The sequence below is a fragment of the Novosphingopyxis sp. genome (assembly GCF_965218915.1).
Taxonomy (GTDB): Bacteria; Pseudomonadota; Alphaproteobacteria; order Sphingomonadales; family Sphingomonadaceae; genus Novosphingopyxis.
In genome coordinates this window covers 2,211,516-2,234,080 of the sequence record NZ_OZ244708.1, presented here as the reverse complement: position 1 = coordinate 2,234,080, position 22,565 = coordinate 2,211,516, and the positions used below count along the sequence as shown (strand labels likewise).

Genomic DNA, 22,565 nt, shown 5'->3' with positions numbered 1-22,565 from the left:
CCGGAATGATGTGCTTTTTGTTGGTCTCGCGAAGGCCAGCCACCATGTCGGCAGTATTCGCCTGTTCGTCCCCATCATGCTTACCGCCCTTGACGCATCGCGCCCGGCATCCGATCTATGCTGCATCCCGAAATCATCCCCAGCAGCCACGGAATATTTATGCACGATCCTATTACCGATGCCATGATCCCCGTCGTCATCGAACAGTCCAACCGGGGCGAGCGGAGCTGGGATATCTTCTCCCGCCTGCTGCGCGAACGGATCATTTTCGTGACCGGCCAGGTCGAGGATAACATGGCCTCGGTCATTACCGCGCAGCTGCTGTTCCTCGAATCGGACAATCCGAAGAAGGACATCTGGATGTACGTCAACTCGCCCGGCGGGGTGGTGACGGCCGGCATGGCGATCCACGATACCATGCAGTATATCCGGCCCAAGGTAGGCACAGTGTGCATCGGCCAAGCCGCATCGATGGGCAGCTTCCTGCTCGCGGCGGGCGAGCCGGGCATGCGCGTGGCGCTGTCGAACGCGCGTGTGATGGTGCACCAGCCTTCGGGCGGCGCGCAGGGCATGGCGTCCGATATCGAGATCCAGGCCAAGGAAATCCTGCGCATCCGCCGCCGGATGAACGATCTCTACGCCAAATATACCGGCAAGCCGATCGACGAGATCGAAAAGGCGATGGACCGCGACACCTTCCTCGAGGCGGACGAGGCCAAGGCCTTCGGGATCGTCGACGAAGTCTTCGAGAAGCGCCCGGCGACGCCGGACAGCGACGCGGGCAAATGATCGTATATGCGGGCTGATCCGATCGTCCCCGCATGCGGATAATATTAATCGGGCGGCGCTAAGGGACATGCTTATTGTCCTTGCGCGCGCCCGGACCGGCGATAGGATGCATGCCTCCCGGTCAACGCGATGCGCCTCTCGGGCGGAAAGAGTATTTAGGGAAATGACCAAATTGAGCGGCTCCGATTCGAAGAACACGCTGTACTGCAGCTTCTGCGGCAAATCGCAGCATGAGGTGCGCAAGCTGATCGCGGGACCCACCGTGTTCATCTGCGACGAATGCGTCGAGCTGTGCAACGATATCATCCGCGAGGAGACCAAGGGCGGGCTCGTCGGCAAGAAGGAGGGCGAGGTGCCCACGCCGCAGGAAATCTGCAGCGTGCTCGACGATTACGTCATCGGCCAGGCGCGCGCCAAGCGCGTGCTCTCGGTCGCGGTGCACAATCACTACAAGCGCCTGAACCACGCCGCCAAGAACCCGGAGATCGAGCTCGCCAAGTCGAACATCCTGCTCGTCGGCCCGACCGGCTGCGGCAAGACGCTGCTCGCGCAGACATTGGCCAAGACCTTCGACGTGCCGTTCACCATGGCCGATGCAACCACGCTGACCGAGGCCGGCTATGTCGGCGAGGATGTCGAGAATATCATCCTCAAGCTGCTGCAGGCGTCCGATTATAACGTCGAAAAGGCGCAGCGCGGCATCGTTTACATCGACGAGATCGACAAGATCACGCGTAAGACCGAAAACCCCTCGATCACCCGCGACGTGTCGGGCGAGGGCGTGCAGCAGGCGCTCTTGAAGCTGATGGAGGGCACCACCGCCAGCGTGCCGCCGCAGGGCGGGCGCAAGCATCCGCAGCAGGAATTCCTGCAGGTCGACACCACCAACATCCTGTTCATCTGCGGCGGCGCGTTCGCGGGGCTGGAAAAGATCATCGGCAACCGCATGGAGGGCAAGTCGATGGGCTTCGGCGCGCACGTCGCCGATCCGGACGAGCGGCGTACTGGTGAAGTTCTGGCCAAGCTGGAGCCGGAAGATCTGCTGAAGTTCGGGCTGATCCCCGAATTCGTCGGCCGCCTGCCGGTCACCGCGACGCTGGAGGATCTCGATATTCCCGCGCTCGTCCAGATCCTGTCCGAGCCGAAGAACGCGCTGGTGAAGCAGTATCGCAAGCTGTTCGACATGGAAGACGTCGATATCAGCTTCACCGACGATGCCTTGCAAGCGATCGCCAAGAAGGCGATCGAGCGCAAGACCGGCGCGCGCGGGCTGCGCTCGATCCTGGAGGCGATCCTGCTCGACACGATGTTCGACCTGCCGTCGATGGACGGGGTCAGCGAAATCGTGGTCGACAAGGACGTGGCCGAGGGCCGCAAGGAGCCGGTTCGCGTGTTCGCCGAATCGAGCAAGGCGAAAAAGGAAAACGCGGCCTGACGATTGCGTTGCTTTTGAGCAACGCTTCCGGCCAAAAGCGCTAACAAGCGGAAATCGCAAATCGCCCGATGAGCCCGGTAAGCCAGCCTTACCGGGCTCTTTACGTTTCTGCATCCGACTGACCCCAAACGGCAAGCGGGCCGTCACAAAGCTGAAAAAAACCATCGCCAAGGCGCCCTCACGCGCTGGAACGGGCATATCGATCGCACCCGGGCCACGGAGTTTTCTTACGAACGAAGGGGTACCCCATGAACTGCAAGACCTATCTCGCTGCCGGCGTGGCGAGCTTCACTCTGGCCTTGGTGCTCGGTGCGCCAGCCTATGCACAATCCGCTGGTTCGACCGACTTCGATAATGGTGAGATCGTGGTGACCGGCTCGCGCGCCGGTGACGGTGTGGGCGGTGTGGTCATACCCGATTCGCCAAAGGCCAAAGTGGAACTGACCGATGAACTCATTCAACGCCAGCGTCCGGGTCAAGCGATTAACGACGTCATCAACCTCGTTCCGGGCGTCAGCTTTACCAACAACGATCCCTTCGGGTCGCTGGGCGGCAACTTTACGATCCGCGGCTTCGACAGTTCACGCATTTCGCAGACGGTTGACGGCATCCCGCTTAACGATTCGGGCAATTATGCCCTGTATTCGAACCAGCAGCCCGATCTGGAGACGCTCGAATCGGTCAGCGTGAACCTGGGTTCGACCGACGTCGACAGCCCGACGGCTTCGGCCGTCGGCGGCACGGTCAACCTCCGTACGCGTGTCCCGGGCGATGAACTTGGTGCATTGGCGAGCGTCAGCTACGGCAACATCATCGCGCGCGGAAATTCGAAGGACCGTCCCTACACCCGCGTGTTCGGTATGATCGATACCGGCGATTTCACCGGCATCGGCACCAAGCTCTTTCTGTCGGCTTCCAAGGCGGACAACGAGAGCACCTTCTCCAATTATGGCGGCGTCGACAAGCAGCAGTATAATGGACGGCTGTATCAGGAACTGGGCGGCGACCAGTTTGTATCGGTTGCGTTCAACTACAACCAGAACCGCAACAATTTCAACGGATCGCCACTGAGCTCGACCAACTATCCCATCACGCCAGACAGGCGTTTCTACGAAATCAATTACCCCTGTACGACGACCGCGCCAACGGCTGGTGTTGCTGATTTCACCAACAGCTGCGGGAATGATTTCGAACGCCGCTTCAACCCGTCGAATACCGGCAACATCCGTGGCAGCATCCTGCTTCATCCGATCGACAGGATGACGCTGACGATCGAGCCGAGTTTTCAGTATGTAAAAGCCAATGGCGGCGGCACGAGCACGGGCTTCGAGCGTGCCAACAGGGATGGTTTGACCGGTGTTCTTTTCGGTTCCGAGCAGACGTCAGCAGATTTTAATAACCCGCCGCGCAGTTCCAGCTTTTACTATTTCGGCGATGTGGATTTGAATGGAGACGGTGATACCCTTGATCAGGTCACCATCCTTTCTCCCAGCCACACCCAGACGCGTCGCTACGGCGTCATCGCCAATCTGGCCTATGATTTCACCGACACCCAGCGCGTTCGTCTCAGCTACACCTTTGATCGTGCGCGTCACCGTCAGACGGGTACCGCTGGCTTCATCTACGGCAATGGCAACCCGTATGACGTCTTTCCGATCAACGATCCGATCCTCGACGAAAACGGGATCCCTTCGCAGAAGCGCAATCGTTTGTCTTACGCCACGCTCAATCAGGTTTCTGCCGAGTATCGCGGCAAGTTCCTGCAGGATCGCCTGACTGTTCTGCTCGGAGCGCGTTTGCCGTTCTTCCAGCGTGAACTGAACCAATATTGCTTCACCACCGGCGCTACCGGCAATGTTGATTGCCTGAATGGCGTGAGCCAGGCAGTCTACGCCGCGAATCGTCCCTACAATTATAACACGACGACCGGCGTCGCCAGCGGCGCCCTGCCGCCGACTTCGCGCGATTTCAAATATGACAAATTTCTCCCGAACGTCGGCTTTACTTTTGAATTTGCCAACAACTTTACGTTCGCGGCGAATTATGCGAAAAATCTTTCGGTTCCGGGCACCGATGACCTTTATGGAGCGATTTATTTCCCCGAAGGCGTAGCGGGATCGCGTCCAGTCGCCGAGACATCAGACTCGTTCGATCTTGGCTTCCGTTACACAACATCGAGTGTACAGGCAGCAATCCTTCCCTGGTACACCAGCTACAAAAACCGCCTGTCGACTGCCTATGACGTTGCCGCCGATCGCACGGTGACCACAAACTTGGGCGAGGTCGAGAAGTTCGGTGTGGATGGCAGCATCTCTTTCAAGCCATTCAACCCACTGCTGCTCTATGTGTTCGGTTCCTATATCGACTCGAACATCAAGAACGACGTGCAGACGGGTGCGAATACCTTCCTCGACACCGCCGGCAATGTGGAGCGGCTCGATCCCTCCTATCTGCTGGGCGCGCGCGCGCAGCTGAACCTGGGGCCGGTCGAACTGGGCGGTCAGGTCAAGCGCACCGGTCGCCGCTATCTGGACGATACAAATACGGTCGCGCTGCCGGGCTTTACGGTGGTCGACCTGGACGTTCGGTACAGCCTGGCCGATGCCGGTCTGGAGGGCACCTATTTCCAGGCGAACCTTACCAACCTGCTCGACGAGGTTTATATCGGCTCGATCACGGGCGGTCTGAATACCACTTCGGCCTTCGCCAATATCGGCTCGCCGCGCGCGTTTAGCGTGTCGATGATCGTCGGCTTCTGATCGTTCGACCGATCTGAAAAAAGGGCGCGGGGGGGCAACTCCCGCGCCCTTTTTCATGCGCGCGCGTTTGCGTGCGGCGGCTTAGTTCTCGTCCAGATAGCGCTCGGTTACCGCGCCATCCAGCTGGCGCACCCGCATGCCGTCCAGCATGCCGAGCGGAAACAGCCGGGCGTTGATTCCCATGCGCGCCCGTGCCGGATCGAGAGGATACCAATGTGATACGCAGCCGCAAATGCGGCAGCGGTGGAAGCGGATCGAGCGGTCGTCCCATTCGTAGATTTCGGTGCTGCCGTCCTGCGGCAGGACGACCTCGGCCGGGTCGTAATAGGCCCATAATACGCCATAGCGGCGGCAGATCGAGCAGTTGCAGTCGGTTACCGTCTCGGGCGGGCGCGGCACGGTAAGCGTCACCTGGCCGCAATGACAGCTGGCCTCGATTGGTCCGGCCACGCTCATTTATAGATGCAACTGTCGAGCCGATCGCGCTTCACCACGCCGATGCGCCGGGCGATGCTGTTGCCATAGCGGCGCACGAAGCCCGACGGGCTGACCACGGATCGTTGCTTGGGCAGCGGCAAAGCGGCGGCGATGCGCGCGGCCTCGCTCGGCGTCAGCGCGCTGGCGTCCTTGTGGAAATAGCGCTGCGCCCCGGCCTCGGCCCCATAAGTCCCGATGCCGGTCTCGGCGAGGTTGAGATAGACCTCCATGATCCGGTGCTTGCCCCAGATATTCTCGATCAAAAAGGTGAACCAGGCCTCCAGACCTTTTCGGAAATAGCCGCCGCCCTGCCACAGGAACGCGTTCTTGGCGGTCTGCTGGCTGATCGTCGAGCCGCCGCGGATGCGGCCGCCCTTCGCGTTGCGCTTCATCGCCTGTTCGATCGCCTCGGTATCGAAGCCGTTATGCTCGCAGAACTTGCCATCTTCCGCGCCGATCACCGCGCGCACCAGATTGGGCGAGATGTTGGACAGCGGCTCCCAATCCTTGGTGATGCTGTGCTCGTCCATCGCCATGGTGATCGTGAAGGGCGGCGGTACGACCGCGTAGAGCAGCACCCAGGCGACCGACAGGATCACAAAGGCGAGGGCAAGCTTGAACAGCCATTTGATGACACGGACGATGAGGGAGGCTCCCGGGATTATTTATAATTGGCGTCATCCCGGACATGGGCACCCATCAAAGTAGTACTTTGATGGGGCCCGCTTGATCCGGGATCCAGGGCGGTATGGAACTGCCGCTGGGCCCTGGATCCCGGGTCAGGCCCGGGATGACGTTTGTCTTGAATACGGGGATGGAGCCTACAGGCGCGAAACCCAAGAAAAAACCGGCCCGCCGCTATGGCAGACCGGTTTTTGTATTTTGCTTCGCGATGCGCGCTCAGGCCAGGGCGGGCAACAGCCTCTTCTCGCCGGCTATGCGCAACATCGCCTTTTGCACTTTCTCGAACGCGCGGACCTCGATCTGGCGGACGCGTTCGCGGCTGACATTATAAACCTGGCTGAGTTGCTCCAGCGTTTGCGGGTTTTCGGTCAGACGCCGTTCGGTCAGGATATGCTTCTCGCGGTCGTTGAGGCCTTCCATCGATTCCAGCAGCATGTCGTGGCGGACATCGGCCTCCTGCGCATCGGCCACCACCTTGTCCTGCAGCGGCTGATCGTCGGTCAGCCAATCCTGCCACTGGCCATCGCCATCCTCGCGCATCGGCACGTTGAGCGACGCGTCGCCGCCCATCGCCATGCGCCGGTTCATCGAGTGAACCTCGTCCTCGGTGACGCCCAGATCGGTCGCGATCTTGTTGACGTCCTCGGGCCGCAGATCGCCGTCCTCGAACGCCTGCAGCTGGTTTTTCATCCGGCGCAGGTTGAAGAACAGCTTCTTCTGCGCGGCGGTGGTGCCGATCTTCACGAGGCTCCACGAGCGCAGGATATATTCCTGGATCGAGGCGCGGATCCACCACATTGCATAGGTGGCGAGGCGAAAGCCGCGTTCGGAGTCGAATTTCTTCACGCCCTGCATCAGGCCGATATTGCCTTCGCTGATCAGTTCGCTGACCGGCAGGCCATAGCCGCGATAGCCCATCGCGATCTTCGCCACGAGACGCAGATGCGAGGTGACGAGCTGTGCCGCGGCATCGCTGTCCTGATGCTCGGCATAGCGCCGGGCGAGCATATATTCCTGCTCGGGCTTCAGGATCGGGAATTTGCGGATCTCGCTGAGATAGCGATTCAGGCTGTTTTCCCCCCCAAGGGCAGGGACGACCGCCTTTTTCTTGCTGATAGTAGCCATGATTCTTCAGTCCTTCGATGTCCCCTTCGACAGCCTCATCAAGCACTGCGGAGCGAACGGTTTCTCTTTGATACCCTTTATACGCGAAGCGCCCTGAACAGTTCCTGCATATCGCTTGGAATCGGGCTCTCGAACCGCAGTTTTTGCGCGGTTATCGGATGGATAAAGCCCAGCACCGCGGCGTGCAAGGCCTGCCGCGAAAAGGCTTTCCTCTCCGCCGCCATGCTTTTCTTGGGGCGCCGGCCGTAGAGCGGATCGCCGATCAGCGGGTGGCCGATATGCGCCATATGCACGCGCACCTGATGCGTGCGGCCGGTCTCCAGTGTGCAATCGACCAGCGCGGCGCTCCGCAAGCCCTGCCGTACGGCATAATGCGTCACCGCTTCCTTGCCCTGTCCCGGTTCGACCACCGCCATTTTCTTGCGGTCAGTGGGCGCGCGGCCGAGCGGGGCGTCGACCTTGCCCGCCAGCGGCATCGGCACGCCATCGGTGATCGCCAGATAATGCCGGTCGATATCATGCGCCTTGAACAGGGCGGCGAGCCCGCGATGCGCGAGATCGGACTTGGCCGCGACCATCAGGCCGGAGGTGTCCTTGTCGATCCGGTGGACGATGCCCGGCCGCTTCTCCCCGCCGATGCCCGACAGCGATCCGGCGCAGTGGAACAGCAGCGCGTTGACCAACGTGCCGCCGGGATGGCCGGGGGCGGGGTGAACGACGAGCCCGGCGGGTTTGTCGATCACGATCAGATGCGCGTCCTCGAACACGACATCGAGCGGGATATTCTCGGGCTGCAGATCGATCGGCACCGGCGGCGGCAGGTCGAGCGTGAAGACCATGCCTTCATATTTGCGGCTCGATCCGGCGGCAACCGTGCGCCCGTCGATTTGCAGCCGCCCTTCGGCGATCAGCGCCTTGACCCGCTCGCGCGACAGATCGGTCGCGGTCTCGGCGATCGCCGCGTCGAGCCGACCGGGCGGCACCGTCCCTTCGATCCTGTTGTTTTCCTCGGCCATCGTGCAAGGCGGTGCGCGATGACGATCCGGATGGCAAGCGATGCGGCGGCGCTGATATTAGCCGAGGCCAGCCGAGCAGCCCCGCGCGAATGTTGCGGGCTGCTGCTGGGCCAGAATCGAGATGGCATGTGGGCTCATATCGCGCAGGCGCGCCCGGCCGTGAACGTTGCGGCCGACCCCTCTCGCCATTTCGAGATCGATCCTGCCGCCTTGATCGCTGCCGAACGCGATGCGCGGGAAGGGGGCGCGGCGCTCATCGGCTATTATCACTCGCATCCCAACGGCCTGGCCGAACCGTCTGCCACCGACCGCGAAATGGCTCACCCCGACGGGCGCGTATGGCTGATTGCCGCAGACGGTTCGCTCCGTGCCTTCCGTGCGCCGGATCGCCCGGGTGGCACTTTCCGTCCGATCATGCTGGAGATCGACGCGCCCGGACTTGCGTAGCGCGAGGCGACCGGCCATGTCCCGCGCAAGCCTGAATCTGGAGCGAATATGCCCGAAGCACAAGAAGACCAAGTCGACCTCGCCGCGCTGCTCTGTTCGCGGCTGTGCCATGATCTGCTGAGCCCGGTGGGCGCGATGAACAACGGGCTGGAACTGCTCGCCGACGAGACCGACCCGATGATGCGCGAGCGCTGCATCGATCTGCTGGGCGATAGCGCGGCGGCTGCGGCGAACAAGCTGAAATTCTTCCGTCTGGCCTTCGGCGCGGCGGGCGGCTTCGGCCCCACGGTCGATCCGACCGATGCCAAGGCGGTGGCGACCGCGCTGGTCGAGGACGCGCGCACCGAGCTGGCATGGGAGGTGCCCGAGGGCCCGCTGCCCAAGGCCGCGGTAAAGATCCTGCTCAACCTGATCCTGATCGCGCGCGAGGCGCTGGTGCGCGGCGGCACGCTGTTCGTCGGGGCCGAGAGCCGCACGGGCGAGACCGAGATGGTGGTGCGTGCCGACGGGCCGAAACTGGTGCTCGACGAGCAGGTGCGCAAGGCGCTGGCGGGCGATCTCGATCCCGCCCAGATCGATTCGCGCACCGCGGCCGCGCACATGGTGGAGAGGCTGGCCAAACGCGGCGGCGGCATGGTGCAGATCGCTGGCGGCCGGGACGAGCCACTGCTGATGGGCGCGCTGATCAAATCGAATTGATGGATAGCGTCCGCTTCGTTAATCGAACAGGGCTAAGCGGTTCTTAACCATGTCGGCTCTAAGCCGGTCCGGAAATCACCGGGCGGACCCATGGACGAACTACTCGAAGACTTCATCGCCGAAACGCGCGACACGCTGCAGGCTATCGAGGGCGAGCTGATCGCCTGGGAGCGCGATCCGGGCGACCGGGACTTGCTCGACGGCATTTTTCGCTTCGTGCACACGGTGAAGGGCAGCTGCGGGTTTCTCGATCTGCCGCGCCTGACCCGGCTCAGCCACGCCGCCGAAGATGCGCTCGATGCGGTGCGCCAGGGCGCACTGGAACCCTCGTCGGCGCTGGTCTCGGCGGTGCTCGCCATTGTCGACCGGATCGCGATAGTGACCGATGCGCTGGAAACCGACGAGGCGGTGTTCGACGATGACGAATTGTTGGTGTGCGCGCTCAGAAGCGTGTGTGAAGATCATGCGTCGATCGAAGTCATTGCATCGGAAGCGGACGCCGAGCCGCGCGAACGGCGCAGCGAGCTTCGTTCCGGATCGTCGCGCAGCCGCTCGGTGCGGCTGTCGCTCGACCTGCTCGATCATCTGATGAGCGGTGTGTCCGACATGGTGCTGGCGCGCAATGAAATGGCCCGGCGTCTGCGCGATTCCGGTACGACCGTGGAGATTGATCAGTTATTCTCCCGGCTGTCTTCCAGCATCGCCGGAATGCGCGATTCGATCGGCTTGGTGCGACTGCAGCCGATCGACCGGTTGTTCGTGAGTTTTCCGCGCCTGGTTCGCGATATCGCCCAGGATCTGCACAAGGATATCGTGCTGGAAATCGAGGGCGGCGACGTCGAGATCGACCGCGAGATGATCGAATTCGTGCGCGATCCGCTCACCCATATTCTGCGCAACGCCGCCGATCACGGGATCGAGAATGCCGAAGAGCGCGCCGCGGCGGGCAAACCCCCGCGCGCCGTAATCCGGCTGTCGGCTCAGCAGGCGGGCAACCAGATCGTGATCGAGGTGGTCGATGACGGGCGCGGCATCGATCTCCAGCGGCTGGTCGCCAAGGCGGTTGCAAAGGGGGTTACCACCGCTGAGAATCTGGCGCGGATGAGCCGCCGCGAGAAGCTCGACCTGATCTTCGCACCAGGCCTTTCCACTGCGCCGGAGGTTACCGATCTTTCGGGACGCGGCGTGGGCATGGATATCGTCTATCACAGCATCGAACAGATGGGCGGCAGCATCGAACTGCGCAACGATCCCGGGCAGGGACTCGCGGTGCTGCTGCGCCTCCCACTGACGCTCAGCATCATGGCCGGTCTCACCATCCGTACCGGCAATATGCTGTTCGCGGTCCCGCGCAGCGCGGTGGTCGAAATCTTGAGCTTGCGCAGCGGACAGTTGCGTATCGACGCGACTGGGGGCGCAGAGATCGCCGCGATCCGCGGCGCACGCATGGCCTATGTCCGGCTTGCCCGCGTGCTCGGGCTCGATGATGAGGAGCCGCAGACGGTAATCGTCGTGCGGCCCGCCGCCGGGCGGCGCTATGCGCTGGGCGTGGCGGCAGTCGTCGACCACGAGGAACTAGTGGTCAAGCCCGCCCCGCCGCTGCTGATGGCTAGCGGACTCTATGCCGGACTGTCGCTGCCCGACAGCGGCCGACCGATCATGCTGCTCGACGCCGCGGGAATAGCCGAAGCGGCAAAGGCTCCGGACCGGTTCGAGGAGGCCAGCCAATCTGCGGCTCATGGGATGTCCAAATCTGTGGCCCGCGCGCTCCTGTTCCAATGCCTGACCGGCGTGCGCAAGGCGATCCGGCTGTCGGTGCTCGACCGGATGGAGGAAGTCCCGTCCTCAGCGGTTCGCGATTGCGGCGGCGCGGTGCGGCTTGCCTACAAGGGCCGCAACGGCGTTGTACTCGGACACCGCGGCGAAGCCACTGGCGCAACCACCAAGTTGCTGCGCCTCACCGACGGGCGCCAGGACGTCTATCTTGCGGTCGAGGACATGCTCGACATCATCGACCTTAGGAAAATTCTTCCGGCGGTCGGTGACGATATGATCGAGGGCGTGATCGAGCATGATGGCGAGCAGATCGAGTTGATTGACGCTCATGCCGCTCTGGCCCAGGGCGCGGCGCTGGTCGGTTCGTTCGGCTACGACGACGCACCATTATGTTTCCTCGAGCGCGACGAAAGCGGCTGGATGACCAATGTCTTGCAGCCTTTGCTCGAGGCGGCGGGATATCGCGTCAGCAATGATCCCAACGATCGGGCCACCGCCGTGGCGCAGCTCCTGACGTCCAAGGGCGCCGCAGAGAGCGACGATCCCGCACGCGCTATCTATCTGCATGATGCACCCGGACATCACGGCGAAGATACACTTTACCGATACGACCGGCGCGCGATCCTGGCCGCGCTAGAAGCGAAGCGAATTGCGGGCGCGAATGCCATGCCCGGCGCAGCATCCGGCAGGGAGCAGGCGGCATGAACAATCTTTATCTCGTGGCGCGCATTGCGGGCACCGACGTCGCCATCCCCACGCGCGAAGTCGAATCGGTGGTTTCGGTGGGAGAGATCGTGCCGGTTCCGGCAGCGGCCAAGCGGATCGCAGGTCTGTTCGCCTTGCGCAGCCGTGTCGTCACCATGATCGATGGAGCCTGGACGGTGAGCGGTGAGCGCACCGATATTCAACCTGGCGCGATCGCCATCGTCACCGCGATCGGCGGGCATATCTACGGTTTCGTGGCCGAGCGGGTGGAAGACGTTCTGACCATCGAACCGGATCGGATCATGGATGCAGGAGGCATCGCCCTAGGCTGGAGCGACGTCGCGACCGGTGTCGCCACCATGGACGAACGCGCACTGCTGATCGTCTCGCTCGAACATTTCATCAATGCGCCGGGCCGGCTCGCTGCATGATTTAACGCCACGCTAACTCCTTCGGGTTAGGCCAGGGCATCCGTTTCGTTGGAGTGTTCGCGTCATGAAATCCTGCCTCGTCGTCGATGACAGCAAAGTGATCCGCAAGGTCGCCCGCCACATTCTCGAATCGCTGGACTTTCAGGTCGCGGAAGCGGTCGACGGTTCCGACGCGATCGAGCAGTGCCGCGCTACCGAGCCGGATGTGGTCCTGCTAGACTGGAACATGCCGGTCATGGGCGGCATGGATTTCCTGCGCGCGCTGAGGTCAGAGGGGAAGAAAGCCAAGGTCATTTTCTGCACCACCGAAAACGGCATTCCGCAGATCGAGGCGGCCATCGCCGCAGGCGCGGACGAATTCGTTATGAAGCCGTTCGACCGCGAGATGCTGCATAGCAAGCTGCAGATGGTCGGAGTCGCCTGACGCCGATGGCCAGCGCGGCTTTCTTACCCGCGGCATCGGCGTCCGCGGTACGGCTACTGGTGGTCGACGACAGCCTGGTGGTGCGCTCTGTGTTTCAACGCATCCTCGAGCGCCAGCCCAATTTCGAGGTAGCGGGCACCTGCGCGTCGGTCGACGAAGCGCTGCGCTTCCTGGACCGGCAGACGATCGACATCGTGTTGCTCGATATCGAAATGCCGGGCCGCAGCGGTCTGGATGCGCTGCCCGAGATTATCGATCGCGCGGATGGCGCGGCGGTGATCGTCATTTCCTCGCTGGTTGCCCAGAATGGCCCGCGCAATTTTGAAGCGCTTTCGCTGGGCGCTTGCGACACCTTGGTCAAACCGGGCGGGGCAGGTCACAGCAGCAATTTCGCCGAATCGCTGGTGGAGAAAATCGGCGTGATCGCCAACCAGCGCGCCAAACGGCCCGAATCGGCCACGCCGCGCCCCGCGCCGCCAGTGCATGGCGGGCAGGCCATGCGCCCCGCCTGCATCGCCATCGGCGCATCGACCGGCGGCATCTTGGCGATCCAGCAATTTCTGGCCGCGCTGCCCGGTGAAATCGATTGCCCGATTCTCATCACCCAGCATTTGCCATCCAATTTCATCCCCTATTTCGCCGGGCAGCTCGCCGGGCGCGTCACGCGTACGGTTGAAATTGGCCAGCCAGGAATGTTCATGCAGCAAAACCATATCTATATCGCGCGCGGCGAAGGCCATATCGGCTGCACGCGTAGCGGGAGCGGCACACGCGTCACCCGAATCGAAGGCGAGTTCGCCGCGCGTTATGTCCCTGCGGTGGACCCGATGATCAGCGCGGTCGCTCAGGCGTTCGGGCGTGCCGCCGTCGGCGTGGTGCTGAGCGGCATGGGCGTCGATGGGCTCGCCGGAGCGCGCGACATGCGCGCTTTTGGCGGCACGATGATCGTCCAGGACCACGACAGCTCGGTGGTGTGGGGCATGCCTGGCGGGATCGCCAAGGCGGGCTTGGCGGACGCCATCATGCGGCCCGGCGACATGGGACCTTATCTGCGCGAGAGGAGCTTGGCGGTATGAACGACGCTCCGCCAGAACGCACCTTCCGCTATCTCGCCGACCTGCTCGAGCGTCACAGCGGCCAGGAATTGTCACCGACCCGGTACTGGCGGGTGGAAACCGTGCTGAAGCCGGTCATGCGCGCGCACGCCCTAGCCGATCTTCCGGCGCTCGTCTGGGCGCTCTCGGCCGGATCGAACCGTGTGCTCGAGCGCCAGACGATCGAAGCGATGCTCAACAACGAAACCAGCTTCTTTCGCGATCAGGCGTCCTTTGCCCTGCTCACCGGTCCGGCACTGACGGCTTTGCGCGAGGCGCGGTCGGCCACGCGCCGCCTGCGCATCTGGTCGGCGGCCTGCTCGACCGGGCAGGAAGCCTATTCGCTCGCCATGACCCTGTCGGACGACCGCGCCAACTGGCAGGGCTGGACGATCGAAATCGTCGGCAGCGACATTTCCCACAGCGTGGTCGAGCGCGCCCGCGAAGGCCGCTATTCGCAATTCGAGATTCAACGCGGCATGCCGATCGCTCTCATGCTGCGCTATTTCGCCCGCGACGGCGATGACTGGGTGGCCAGGGACAATTTGCGGTCGATGGTGATATTCCGTCAGCAGAACCTGCTGGAGCCGCTGCGCATGGCGAGCGATTTCGACATCGTCCTGTGCCGCAACATGATCATGTATTTACAGCAGGAGCACCGTCCGGCGGTGTTCGACCAGCTGGCGCGCAGCATGCGCGGCGACGGCCTGCTGATGCTCGGCGCGGCTGAAACGGTGATCGGTCAAACCGACCGTTTTCGCGCCAGCCGCGACTATCGCGGTCTCTATGAATGCGCCACCATGCGATCGGAGCGTTCGGCCGCCTGAACCCTGACTGGCTGGCGTTGCTAGGCAAATTCGCCGAAGCGTTATATGGCGATGGCCATGCTTTGGAAGCCATCGCCCAATTTCAATGAACGCGCGTTGCCGATCAGCATGTTGGTGCTGCACTATACCGGGATGAAGGATGCGGACCTCGCGATCGAGCGGATGACAAGCGCGGACGGCGGCGTCTCGGCGCATTATTGCATTACCGAAGCGGGCGAGATCATCCAGATGGTACGCGAGGAAGACCGCGCCTGGCACGCCGGCAAGAGCTATTGGTGCCAGATCACCGACGTCAACAGCGCGAGTATCGGCATTGAGCTGGTCAATCCCGGTCATGAATGGGGCTATCGTCCATTTCCCGAAGCGCAGATGGAAGCGCTGGTTCCGCTTGTTTCGGAGCTTGTCCAGCTCTACCATATCGATGCCTGCCATGTGGTCGGTCACAGCGATATCGCACCCGCGCGCAAGGAGGATCCGGGCGAATTGTTCGACTGGGAGCGACTGGCGAAGCTGGGGCTAGCCATGCCGCGGCCTGAACGGGCGCATATCGATCCGAGCTGGACCGACGCGAGTTTTTTTCTTGCCCTCAATCGCTACGGTTATGATGTGACCGACGCTCCCGCCGCGATCCGCGCGTTCGAGCGGCGCTTCCGTCCGGAGCGTATTACCGGTATGCCAGACGGGCAGCTGCGCGCGATGCTGCTGGCTTTGCTCTTGGAACGCGGGCCCGAAGAGGTTATCGGGTAACGCGTCAGGGGGCCGGGCAATCGCGGGCCGCATCGTCCTTCGGGATGGTTCGGCGCGAGGAAAGTCCGGGCTCCACGGATAACGGTGCCGGATAACGTCCGGCGGGTCCTGAGCTTGTCGAAGGATCAAGGGACAGTGCAACAGAAAGCAGGTCGCGCACCCTTCGGGGCCGTGACAGTGAAAGGGTGCGGCAAGAGCGCACCGCGCGCGCCGGCAACGGCCGCGGCACGGCAAACCCCACCGGGAGCAAGACCGAATAGGGGTGGCACAGGGCCTCAAAGCCCGCTTTTTCCGGAAGGCCGCCCGGGTTGGTCGCTCGAGCGGCGGAGCAATCCGCCGCCTAGAGGAATGATTGCCCAGCCGCTCGCGAGAGCGGCGGACAAAACCCGGCTTACAGGCCCCCTGACATTATTCGATCGGTGCGCTTTACGGTTCGCGACCGAGATCGCGCATGGAATTTCACAGCGCGCGCGCCTAACTTGGAACGAGATGGCAAAAGCAAGACGTTCGAACGACTGGGGTTTCCCCCGCTGGCGGGGTTATAATGAAGGCCGCGAGGCCGAGGCGGTGCGTCTGTGCGACCGGGTAGGCTGTGAGGAGAAGGGCGATTGCCCCGCGCCAAAATCGCCCAACAGTCCGGAGCGCTGGTATTTCTGCCCCGTCCATGCAGGAGAGTATAATCGCAATTGGGATTATTTCGCCGGGCTCAGCGAGGAAGAGGCGGAGCGGCGCGCGCGTGACGAAAAGCGTGATGCCGGCGGCTATCGGGAATCGGCGCATTACGCTTGGGCCGGTCCTGGCGACGGCAGCCGTAGCCGCGACGAGATGCACGCGCTTGATGTGCTCGGCCTCGAGGCGGATGCGGATTTCGATGTCGCGAAGAAGGCGTGGCGGGAACTCGCCAAGCGCACTCATCCCGATATGAAGCCCGGCGACATTGCGGCTGCCAAAGAGTTTCAGGCGGGGCAGGCGGCTTTCGAAGTGCTCAAAGCTGCCGAAGAACGAAAGCAGTGGCAGCCGGGATGACGGTTGGATTGATTGGCTCACCCCCTCAAACGTAGCGCATTGCGGTTTCCTTGATGAGGGCGATCATGTTGGGGATGCCTTGCGTGCGGTTGCTGCTGAGCTGATTTTTGAGGTCGAACGGCACCAGCGCGTCCTCGATATCGGCTCCAGCAACATCTTTCGGCCTGCCGTCCTGCACCGTCTTCAGCACAAGCGCGATGATACCCTTGGTGATCGCGGCGTTGCTGTCGGCCAGGAAATGCAGGTGGCCGTCGTCGCGCCTGGTCGGATAGACCCACACCGCCGCCGAACAGCCGCGCACCAGCGTTGCGTCCGTCTTCAGCGCATCGGGCATCGGTTCGAGCGCGCGGCCGAGCTCGATGAGAAGGCGGTAGCGGTCGTCGGGGTCGAGGAATTCATATTCCTCGGCGATGTCGGAAAGGCTGCGGTCGGTCATGATCGGCGCTTAGCAGCTGGGCAGGGGGATATGAAAGCGCCGCAATACCCTGCATATGTCCTAGAAGAAAATTTCAAATCCGTTCGTCCTGAGCTTGTCGAAGGACTGCACTGTCTTTTATGGCAGACCCCGCGAAAGGAGGAGGACAGGGTTTCGACGGACTCAGCCCGAACGGAGATTGGGGAGGCTGTCCCATCAGGCCAAACAGACTTGTTCTTCGTCACCCCAGCGAAAGCTGGGGTCTCGGGCCTGATGGCCATGACGCCCGAGATGCCAGCTTCCGTTGGCATGACGAACAAATATTCGACGGAAATCATGCCGGAATGAAATCTCTTGTTCGAAACGGCCCTTGTTCGAAACGGATAGATGCTGAAATTGAAGTTCGGGATTAAACCCTCAGAGCTCAATGCCGCTGGCGATCGCTTCCAGCTTGCGGACGCGCTCTTTCAAATCCGCGACTTCGATCCGCGCGCTGCCGCTGGGCAAGGGTCGGTCGTGCAGGGCGCCGGCGCCGATCTCGGCATGCTTGAGCTGAAGCCAGTCGCGCCAGCCGCGTAAGCCGATCAGCGCGACGGTAAGCAGGGCGGCAAAGGCGAAACCCGCGATCATCAGGACAGTGGTCGGATCGGTCGGCATGACGGTCTCCTGTCGGTCTCGCGCGCTCAGCGGTCGCGCAGTTTTTCGATCTCGCGGTCCAGTTCGCGGGGGCCGCGTTCATCGGTGATGACGCGCTCCAGGACGGCGATGCGATCCTTGAGCTGCTTGACTTCACTACGCAGGCGATCGGCTTCCGGGTCGTGAAACCGGATATCCTTGCCTTTTTCGTCTTCGTAAATGCCGTGCTGGGCTTTGAAGCGCGCCCGCAGAACGCCGGCGATGGCGCAGATCAGGACGATCGCGACGACCATGGAGAAAGGATTGTTGAACATCGGGTCGGTTTCCTTTTCTGATGCGTGTCGGTCAGTTGGCCGGCCCGCGCAGGCTTTCGATTTCGTGACTCAGGCGGTGGCTGTCGTCGGTGACGATGCGCTCGACATTGGCGAGCCTGTCCTTGACCGCGCCGAGTTCGGCCTTGAGCTGGGCATTTTCCTGGCTGATCAGCTTGACCCGCTCGACGACTTCTTCGTTTTTGCGCGGGTAGAGAGCCTTACCCCAGCCGTTTTCAAGCGGATAGCCGTTCTTTACCTTGAGCCAAGTGGTGAAGACCCAGCTGCCCATCGAGGCGATTATGGCGATTATGGCGATCGTGACATAACCTGCGCTATTAAATAGTTCCATTCTCGTAGCTCCCGTGACTTTTCAGATTAGGATTTTCGGCAATCAGCGCAGGCTCTCGATTTCATCGGCGAGGCGCGTGTTCTTGCTCGTGTAATAGACTTCCATGTCGGCCAGGCGGCGGTCGACGTCGCGGAAGCGCGAGCGAACCTCGCGGGCGGTGCGGGTCGGCGACTGGCGCACGCCCTGCCAGAATTTTTTGTCGTTTTGATCGACATAAAGATCGATCGGCTTTTTTGGTGCGGCCCAGGCGGCGGCGATATAGGCGATCAGTGTCCAAGGGAAGCCGCCGGCGAGCGTCAGGATTATCGCGGCAATGCGGACCCAGACCACATCGACGCCGGTATAGTCCGTAATTCCCGCGCAGACGCCTTTCCATTTGGCATTCTGCTTGTCGAGATAGAATTTGGTGTGCGTGCCGGCCATGTCAGCGGTTCCTTTCCAGCGAGCGAATATTTTCCAGGGTCAGGCGCTGCTCGTCCTGCTCGAGGCGGGTGGGGCGCCAGTCGGGATTGTCGGCGGCGATGATGCGTTCGATCGTTTCGATGCGCTCCTCGAAGCGGCGGGCCATGTCGTACATGTCGCCGAGCAGTTTCTCATCGTCATTGGTCAGCGTGGCCGAGGTTTTCCATTTCGTGACATAATGAAAGATTAGCCACGGGAGCCCGAGAAACAGCACGGCAATTGCGAAAAAGCCGGTCATAATTCCTGCAACGTCTTCCATCGGCTCAGCCCTCCTTCTTCATGGCTTGCTTCATTGCCGCCAGTTCGTCGTCGACCTGGTCGCTGGTTTCCAGCGCGGCGATCTCGTCTCCCAGCGACTGCGGGCGTTTGTCACCCAGGCTGAGTGCGTCGGCGCGGCCCTGCGCTTCGTCCACGCGGCGTTCGAGAATATCGAAGCGTGAGAAGGCATCTTTGACCTTTTCGCCATTATACATGGAACGCAGGCGAACTTGATTCTCCGCGCTTTCCAAGCGGGTCATGATGTTGTTCTGACGACCGCGGGCATCCTGCAGCTTGTTCTGCAGATTCTGGATGTCCTGCTCGGACGCCTTCAGCGCATCCTCCAGCACATTGGTCTCGGCGCGTAGCTGTTCGGCCATGTCGCTGGCCTTGCGTTTTTCGACGAGCGCGGCCTTGGCCAGGTCCTCGCGGTCTTTCGATAGCGCGAGCTGCGCCTTCTCGGTCCAGTCCCGCTGCAGCGTGTCGAGCTTGTCGATATGACGGCGCAGTTCCTTCTGATCGGCGATCGTGCGCGCGGCAGAGGCGCGAACCTCGACCAGCGTCTCTTCCATTTCGAGGATGATCATGCGGATCATCTTGGCCGGATCCTCCGACCGGTCGAGGATTTCGGTGACGTTGGCGGCGACGATGTCGCGGGTGCGGGAGAAGATACTCATGAAGGACACTCCATTGTTACTGTTGCGGGCGGGGGCGCGCGTCGGGGCGCTTAGGCCAGATAGCTGACGGTCGGCCCACCAGCCTGGGTCGGGCCGGCGGCCGCCATCAACGACGGGTCGAGCGCGTTCAGCAGGATAACCGAGAGAAGCAGCATGATTGCCATGGCTCCGGCTGCGAGCTGCTGGGACTTGCGATGGCGCATGGGACGCTCCGGGTATGAGTTTGTTTTCCATTTGCCATCTGCTTAGCGAAAACTGTGCCAATCGCCGAAAACGCAGCTTTTCCGAGGCTTTTCGGGAAAGCCGCGAGCACGATGTTAGGTTTTTGTTGCGGCATGTTGGTGAAATATGCCAATGTTTGGGTATGGAGCGCGACAATCAATTTATCGGTCAGTCTGGGGCCTTCCTCGATGCGGTCGAGCGTGCCTCGAAGGCTGCCGAACTCAACCGACCGGTGCTGGTGATCGGCGAGCGCGGTACCGGCAAAGAGTTGATCGCCGAGCGACTTCACCGCCTAAGCCCTCGTTGGGGCGGACCGCTGATCACGATGAACTGCGCCGCGCTGCCCGAAACGCTGATCGAGGCCGAGTTGTTCGGCCATGAACAGGGCGCCTTTACCGGCGCGACGCGCGCGCGCGCGGGCCGGTTCGAAGAGGCCGATGGCGGCACCTTGTTTCTCGACGAGTTGGGCACGCTGTCGATGGCGGCGCAGGAACGTCTGCTGCGCGCGGTGGAATATGGCGAGGTGACGCGGATCGGAGCCTCGCGGCCGGCCAAGGTCGACGTGCGCATAGTTGCGGCGACCAATGCCCATCTGCCCGCGATGGTCGAGCAGAATCGCTTTCGTGCCGATCTGCTCGATCGACTGAGCTTCGAGGTGGTGACGCTGCCGCCGCTACGCGCGCGCGAAGGCGATATCGCGGTGCTTTCCGATTATTTCGGGCGTCGTATGGCCGCCGAAATAGGATGGGAGAGCTGGCCCGGATTTGGTCGGCTCGCAAGCGAGGCCCTTGAGCGTCACCCTTGGCCCGGCAATGTGCGCGAGCTCCGTAATGTGATCGAACGCGCAATCTATCGCTGGTCGGAGAAGGACGGCGCGATTGATCACATCATTTTCGATCCGTTTGTCTCGCCATGGCGGCCGAACCCGGAACAGGCCGCGGCGGAGGGCAGGGCGCGCAAGGACTTGGTCGACAGCGTGGCCGAACCCGCCAAGGAGGCGCTCGGCACCGATTTCGAGACGATCGACGATCTGAAAGCCGCGACCGAGGCGTATGAACGCACGATCGTCGAACATGCGCTGGCGAGGCATCGCTACAATCAGCGGCAGACGGCCAAGGCGCTCGGCCTCAGCTACGATCAGCTGCGCCACTGCATCAAGAAGCACGACCTGACAACGTGATGCGGGAGGTAATATGCGTGATGTCGTTCTCCGGCAAAGGCCGGAGTCCAGCACCGAACGTCACCCGATGGACCCCGGCCTTCGCGGGGGAACGCGTTGATCCAGCCGTTCCTTAATCCTTATTCGCCGAACACCCGCGCGAAAATCGTGTCGATCTGCTTGAAATGATAATCGAGATCGAACCGCTCCTCGATCTCTGCGTGGGTCAGCTTCGCGGTGACATCCGGATCGGCCTTGAGCAGATCGAGCAGCCGCTTCTCGCCGCCCGAGTCCCACACCTGCATCGCGTTGCGCTGGACGATCCGGTACGCAGCTTCGCGGCTGATCCCTGCCTGCGTCAGCGCCAGCAGCACGCGCTGCGAGTGAACCAGCCCACCCATCTTGTCGAGATTGGCCTGCATCCGCTCCGGATAGACCAGCAGCTTTTCCACGACCCCGGTCAGCCGCGCCAGCGCGAAATCGAGCGTGATCGTGGCGTCCGGCCCGATATAACGCTCGACCGAGCTGTGCGAGATATCGCGCTCATGCCACAGCGCGACATTCTCCATCGCGGGCAGCGCATAGCCGCGCACCATGCGCGCCAGCCCGGTGAGGTTTTCGGTCAGCACCGGGTTGCGCTTGTGCGGCATCGCGCTCGACCCCTTCTGGCCGAGCGAGAAAAATTCCTCCGCCTCCAGCACCTCGGTGCGTTGCAGATGGCGCACCTCGGTCGCCAGCCGCTCGACCGAGCTGGCGATGACGGCGAGCGTGGCGAAATACATGGCATGGCGATCGCGCGGGATCACCTGCGTGGATACCGGCTCGACGCTCAGCCCCATCTTTTCGGCGACATGCTCTTCCACGCGCGGATCAATATTGGCGAATGTGCCGACCGCGCCCGAGATCGCGCAGGTCGCGATCTCTGCGCGCGCCGCTTTCAGTCGTTTGCGACCGCGGTCGAACTCGGCATAGGCCTGCGCCAGCTTCATGCCGAAGGTCAGCGGCTCGGCATGAATGCCGTGACTGCGCCCGATGGTGGGGGTGAACTTATGCTCCATCGCGCGGCGCTTCAGCGCGGCGAGCAGCGCATCCATGTCTTCCAAGAGCAAGTCGGTGGCGCGCGCCAGTTGCACCGCCAGGCAGGTGTCGAGAACGTCCGAGCTGGTCATGCCCTGATGCATGAAGCGTGCCTCGGGTCCGACATGTTCGGCCACATTGGTCAGGAACGCGATCACGTCATGCTTTACCTCGGCCTCGATCGCGTCGATTCGTTCCACCTCGAACGCGCCCTTGTCCCAGATTGCCTGCGCGGCCTCCTTCGGCACCACGCCAAGCTCGGCCAGCGCGTCGGTGGCGTGGGCCTCGATCTCGAACCAGATGCGGAATTTCGCCTCCGGCTCCCAGATGGCGGTCATGGCGGGGCGGGCGTAACGGGGGACCATGGCGAATTAGCCTCTATGGCAAGTTTCGGAAGTTTGGCCGCGCCGCTAGCAGAGCGCGCGCGGGGCGGCAATCTGGCTCACCGAATCCGGTTCGGGCAAAAGCCATTTCGCGAAAGCTCCCGAGAATAGGAAATAAATGCCACCGCGACCATTTTGCCGTAAATCTGAAA

27 protein-coding genes and 1 other RNA gene are annotated in these 22,565 nt (G+C 62.2%); 15 read left to right on the top strand and 13 right to left on the bottom strand.

What is annotated here, in order from left to right; genetic code table 11:
• The first annotated feature begins 159 nt into the window (after nucleotides 1-159).
• From ACOQPC_RS10435 to ACOQPC_RS10425, 3 genes are all read left to right on the top strand, one after another.
• The gene (locus ACOQPC_RS10435; RefSeq protein WP_420605669.1) at nucleotides 160-789 is read left to right on the top strand and encodes an ATP-dependent Clp protease proteolytic subunit; all 630 of its coding nucleotides are present in this window, start codon (nucleotides 160-162) and stop codon (nucleotides 787-789) included.
• A 163-nt stretch (nucleotides 790-952) separates the two neighbouring features.
• Nucleotides 953-2,224, top strand: a complete 1,272-nt coding sequence (gene clpX / locus ACOQPC_RS10430; protein WP_420605668.1) for an ATP-dependent Clp protease ATP-binding subunit ClpX — start codon at nucleotides 953-955, stop codon at nucleotides 2,222-2,224.
• 248 nt (nucleotides 2,225-2,472) lie between these two features.
• On the top strand, nucleotides 2,473-4,983 hold the full coding sequence (locus tag ACOQPC_RS10425) for a TonB-dependent receptor (protein ID WP_420605667.1): 2,511 nt from the start codon (nucleotides 2,473-2,475) through the stop codon (nucleotides 4,981-4,983).
• Between the two features lie 81 nt (nucleotides 4,984-5,064).
• On the opposite strand, the gene ACOQPC_RS10420 is transcribed toward ACOQPC_RS10425, so the two are convergent.
• The 4 genes from ACOQPC_RS10420 to ACOQPC_RS10405 form a co-directional block, all read right to left on the bottom strand.
• Nucleotides 5,065-5,433: a GFA family protein gene (locus ACOQPC_RS10420; protein WP_420605666.1), complete on the bottom strand. Its 369-nt coding sequence runs from the start codon at nucleotides 5,431-5,433 to the stop codon at nucleotides 5,065-5,067.
• Between the two features lie 2 nt (nucleotides 5,434-5,435).
• Nucleotides 5,436-6,059: a monofunctional biosynthetic peptidoglycan transglycosylase gene (gene mtgA, locus ACOQPC_RS10415; RefSeq protein WP_420605665.1), complete on the bottom strand. Its 624-nt coding sequence runs from the start codon at nucleotides 6,057-6,059 to the stop codon at nucleotides 5,436-5,438.
• A gap of 301 nt (nucleotides 6,060-6,360) precedes the next feature.
• On the bottom strand, nucleotides 6,361-7,269 hold the full coding sequence (gene rpoH / locus ACOQPC_RS10410; RefSeq protein WP_420605664.1) for an RNA polymerase sigma factor RpoH: 909 nt from the start codon (nucleotides 7,267-7,269) through the stop codon (nucleotides 6,361-6,363).
• A gap of 77 nt (nucleotides 7,270-7,346) precedes the next feature.
• The gene (locus ACOQPC_RS10405) at nucleotides 7,347-8,285 is read right to left on the bottom strand and encodes an RluA family pseudouridine synthase (protein ID WP_420605663.1); all 939 of its coding nucleotides are present in this window, start codon (nucleotides 8,283-8,285) and stop codon (nucleotides 7,347-7,349) included.
• 30 nt (nucleotides 8,286-8,315) lie between these two features.
• On the opposite strand from ACOQPC_RS10405, the gene ACOQPC_RS10400 reads away from it, so the two are divergent.
• The 10 genes from ACOQPC_RS10400 to ACOQPC_RS10355 all read left to right on the top strand — a co-directional run bounded on the left by ACOQPC_RS10400 (nucleotide 8,316) and on the right by ACOQPC_RS10355 (nucleotide 16,461).
• Nucleotides 8,316-8,732 (top strand): Mov34/MPN/PAD-1 family protein, encoded by a 417-nt coding sequence (locus tag ACOQPC_RS10400; RefSeq protein WP_420605662.1) that lies wholly within the window; start codon nucleotides 8,316-8,318, stop codon nucleotides 8,730-8,732.
• Between the two features lie 48 nt (nucleotides 8,733-8,780).
• Nucleotides 8,781-9,431, top strand: coding sequence for a histidine phosphotransferase family protein (locus tag ACOQPC_RS10395; RefSeq protein WP_420605661.1), 651 nt, complete (start codon nucleotides 8,781-8,783; stop codon nucleotides 9,429-9,431).
• A gap of 90 nt (nucleotides 9,432-9,521) precedes the next feature.
• On the top strand, nucleotides 9,522-11,912 hold the full coding sequence (locus ACOQPC_RS10390; RefSeq protein WP_420605660.1) for a chemotaxis protein CheA: 2,391 nt from the start codon (nucleotides 9,522-9,524) through the stop codon (nucleotides 11,910-11,912).
• Nucleotides 11,909-12,343: a chemotaxis protein CheW gene (locus ACOQPC_RS10385; RefSeq protein WP_420605659.1), complete on the top strand. Its 435-nt coding sequence runs from the start codon at nucleotides 11,909-11,911 to the stop codon at nucleotides 12,341-12,343. Before ACOQPC_RS10390 ends, ACOQPC_RS10385 begins: the two co-directional genes overlap by 4 nt.
• 64 nt (nucleotides 12,344-12,407) lie before the next feature.
• Entirely contained in the window at nucleotides 12,408-12,767 is a 360-nt protein-coding gene (locus tag ACOQPC_RS10380; protein ID WP_420605658.1) for a response regulator, read from the top strand.
• A gap of 59 nt (nucleotides 12,768-12,826) precedes the next feature.
• Nucleotides 12,827-13,843: a chemotaxis protein CheB gene (locus ACOQPC_RS10375; RefSeq protein ID WP_420605657.1), complete on the top strand. Its 1,017-nt coding sequence runs from the start codon at nucleotides 12,827-12,829 to the stop codon at nucleotides 13,841-13,843.
• Entirely contained in the window at nucleotides 13,840-14,688 is an 849-nt protein-coding gene (locus ACOQPC_RS10370) for a CheR family methyltransferase (protein ID WP_420605656.1), read from the top strand. Before ACOQPC_RS10375 ends, ACOQPC_RS10370 begins: the two co-directional genes overlap by 4 nt.
• A gap of 45 nt (nucleotides 14,689-14,733) precedes the next feature.
• Nucleotides 14,734-15,435, top strand: coding sequence for an N-acetylmuramoyl-L-alanine amidase (locus tag ACOQPC_RS10365; RefSeq protein ID WP_420605655.1), 702 nt, complete (start codon nucleotides 14,734-14,736; stop codon nucleotides 15,433-15,435).
• A 4-nt stretch (nucleotides 15,436-15,439) separates the two neighbouring features.
• Nucleotides 15,440-15,845, top strand: an RNA gene (gene rnpB, locus ACOQPC_RS10360) — RNase P RNA component class A.
• A gap of 79 nt (nucleotides 15,846-15,924) precedes the next feature.
• Nucleotides 15,925-16,461 (top strand): J domain-containing protein, encoded by a 537-nt coding sequence (locus ACOQPC_RS10355; RefSeq protein WP_420605654.1) that lies wholly within the window; start codon nucleotides 15,925-15,927, stop codon nucleotides 16,459-16,461.
• 25 nt (nucleotides 16,462-16,486) lie between these two features.
• Here ACOQPC_RS10355 and ACOQPC_RS10350 read toward each other — a convergent pair whose 3' ends face one another.
• On the bottom strand, nucleotides 16,487-16,897 hold the full coding sequence (locus ACOQPC_RS10350; RefSeq protein ID WP_420605653.1) for a SufE family protein: 411 nt from the start codon (nucleotides 16,895-16,897) through the stop codon (nucleotides 16,487-16,489).
• A gap of 30 nt (nucleotides 16,898-16,927) precedes the next feature.
• Here ACOQPC_RS10350 and ACOQPC_RS10345 point away from each other — a divergent pair, with 30 nt between their 5' ends.
• On the top strand, nucleotides 16,928-17,224 hold the full coding sequence (locus ACOQPC_RS10345) for a hypothetical protein (RefSeq protein WP_420605652.1): 297 nt from the start codon (nucleotides 16,928-16,930) through the stop codon (nucleotides 17,222-17,224).
• A gap of 69 nt (nucleotides 17,225-17,293) precedes the next feature.
• Here the strand turns inward: ACOQPC_RS10345 and ACOQPC_RS10340 are convergent, their stop codons facing one another.
• The 7 genes from ACOQPC_RS10340 to ACOQPC_RS10310 all read right to left on the bottom strand — a co-directional run bounded on the left by ACOQPC_RS10340 (nucleotide 17,294) and on the right by ACOQPC_RS10310 (nucleotide 19,775).
• On the bottom strand, nucleotides 17,294-17,533 hold the full coding sequence (locus ACOQPC_RS10340) for a hypothetical protein (RefSeq protein WP_420605651.1): 240 nt from the start codon (nucleotides 17,531-17,533) through the stop codon (nucleotides 17,294-17,296).
• A gap of 26 nt (nucleotides 17,534-17,559) precedes the next feature.
• Entirely contained in the window at nucleotides 17,560-17,826 is a 267-nt protein-coding gene (locus ACOQPC_RS10335) for a hypothetical protein (protein ID WP_420605650.1), read from the bottom strand.
• Between the two features lie 31 nt (nucleotides 17,827-17,857).
• Nucleotides 17,858-18,115 carry a hypothetical protein gene (locus tag ACOQPC_RS10330; RefSeq protein ID WP_420608121.1) on the bottom strand — a complete coding sequence of 86 codons (258 nt, stop codon included), beginning with the start codon at nucleotides 18,113-18,115 and terminating at the stop codon, nucleotides 17,858-17,860.
• A gap of 102 nt (nucleotides 18,116-18,217) precedes the next feature.
• On the bottom strand, nucleotides 18,218-18,598 hold the full coding sequence (gene pspC / locus ACOQPC_RS10325) for an envelope stress response membrane protein PspC (protein ID WP_420605649.1): 381 nt from the start codon (nucleotides 18,596-18,598) through the stop codon (nucleotides 18,218-18,220).
• A gap of 1 nt (nucleotide 18,599) precedes the next feature.
• Nucleotides 18,600-18,875, bottom strand: coding sequence for an envelope stress response membrane protein PspB (gene pspB / locus ACOQPC_RS10320; protein ID WP_420605648.1), 276 nt, complete (start codon nucleotides 18,873-18,875; stop codon nucleotides 18,600-18,602).
• 25 nt (nucleotides 18,876-18,900) lie between these two features.
• Nucleotides 18,901-19,572, bottom strand: coding sequence for a phage shock protein PspA (pspA, locus tag ACOQPC_RS10315; RefSeq protein WP_420605647.1), 672 nt, complete (start codon nucleotides 19,570-19,572; stop codon nucleotides 18,901-18,903).
• Between the two features lie 50 nt (nucleotides 19,573-19,622).
• Nucleotides 19,623-19,775 (bottom strand): hypothetical protein, encoded by a 153-nt coding sequence (locus ACOQPC_RS10310; protein ID WP_420605646.1) that lies wholly within the window; start codon nucleotides 19,773-19,775, stop codon nucleotides 19,623-19,625.
• Between the two features lie 161 nt (nucleotides 19,776-19,936).
• Between ACOQPC_RS10310 and pspF the strand changes: the two genes are divergently transcribed.
• A complete protein-coding gene (gene pspF, locus ACOQPC_RS10305) occupies nucleotides 19,937-20,974 on the top strand; it encodes a phage shock protein operon transcriptional activator (RefSeq protein ID WP_420605645.1) in 1,038 nt (345 codons plus the stop codon).
• Between the two features lie 119 nt (nucleotides 20,975-21,093).
• On the opposite strand, the gene purB is transcribed toward pspF, so the two are convergent.
• Nucleotides 21,094-22,395, bottom strand: coding sequence for an adenylosuccinate lyase (gene purB, locus ACOQPC_RS10300; protein WP_420605644.1), 1,302 nt, complete (start codon nucleotides 22,393-22,395; stop codon nucleotides 21,094-21,096).
• Between the last annotated feature and the right edge of the window lie 170 nt (nucleotides 22,396-22,565).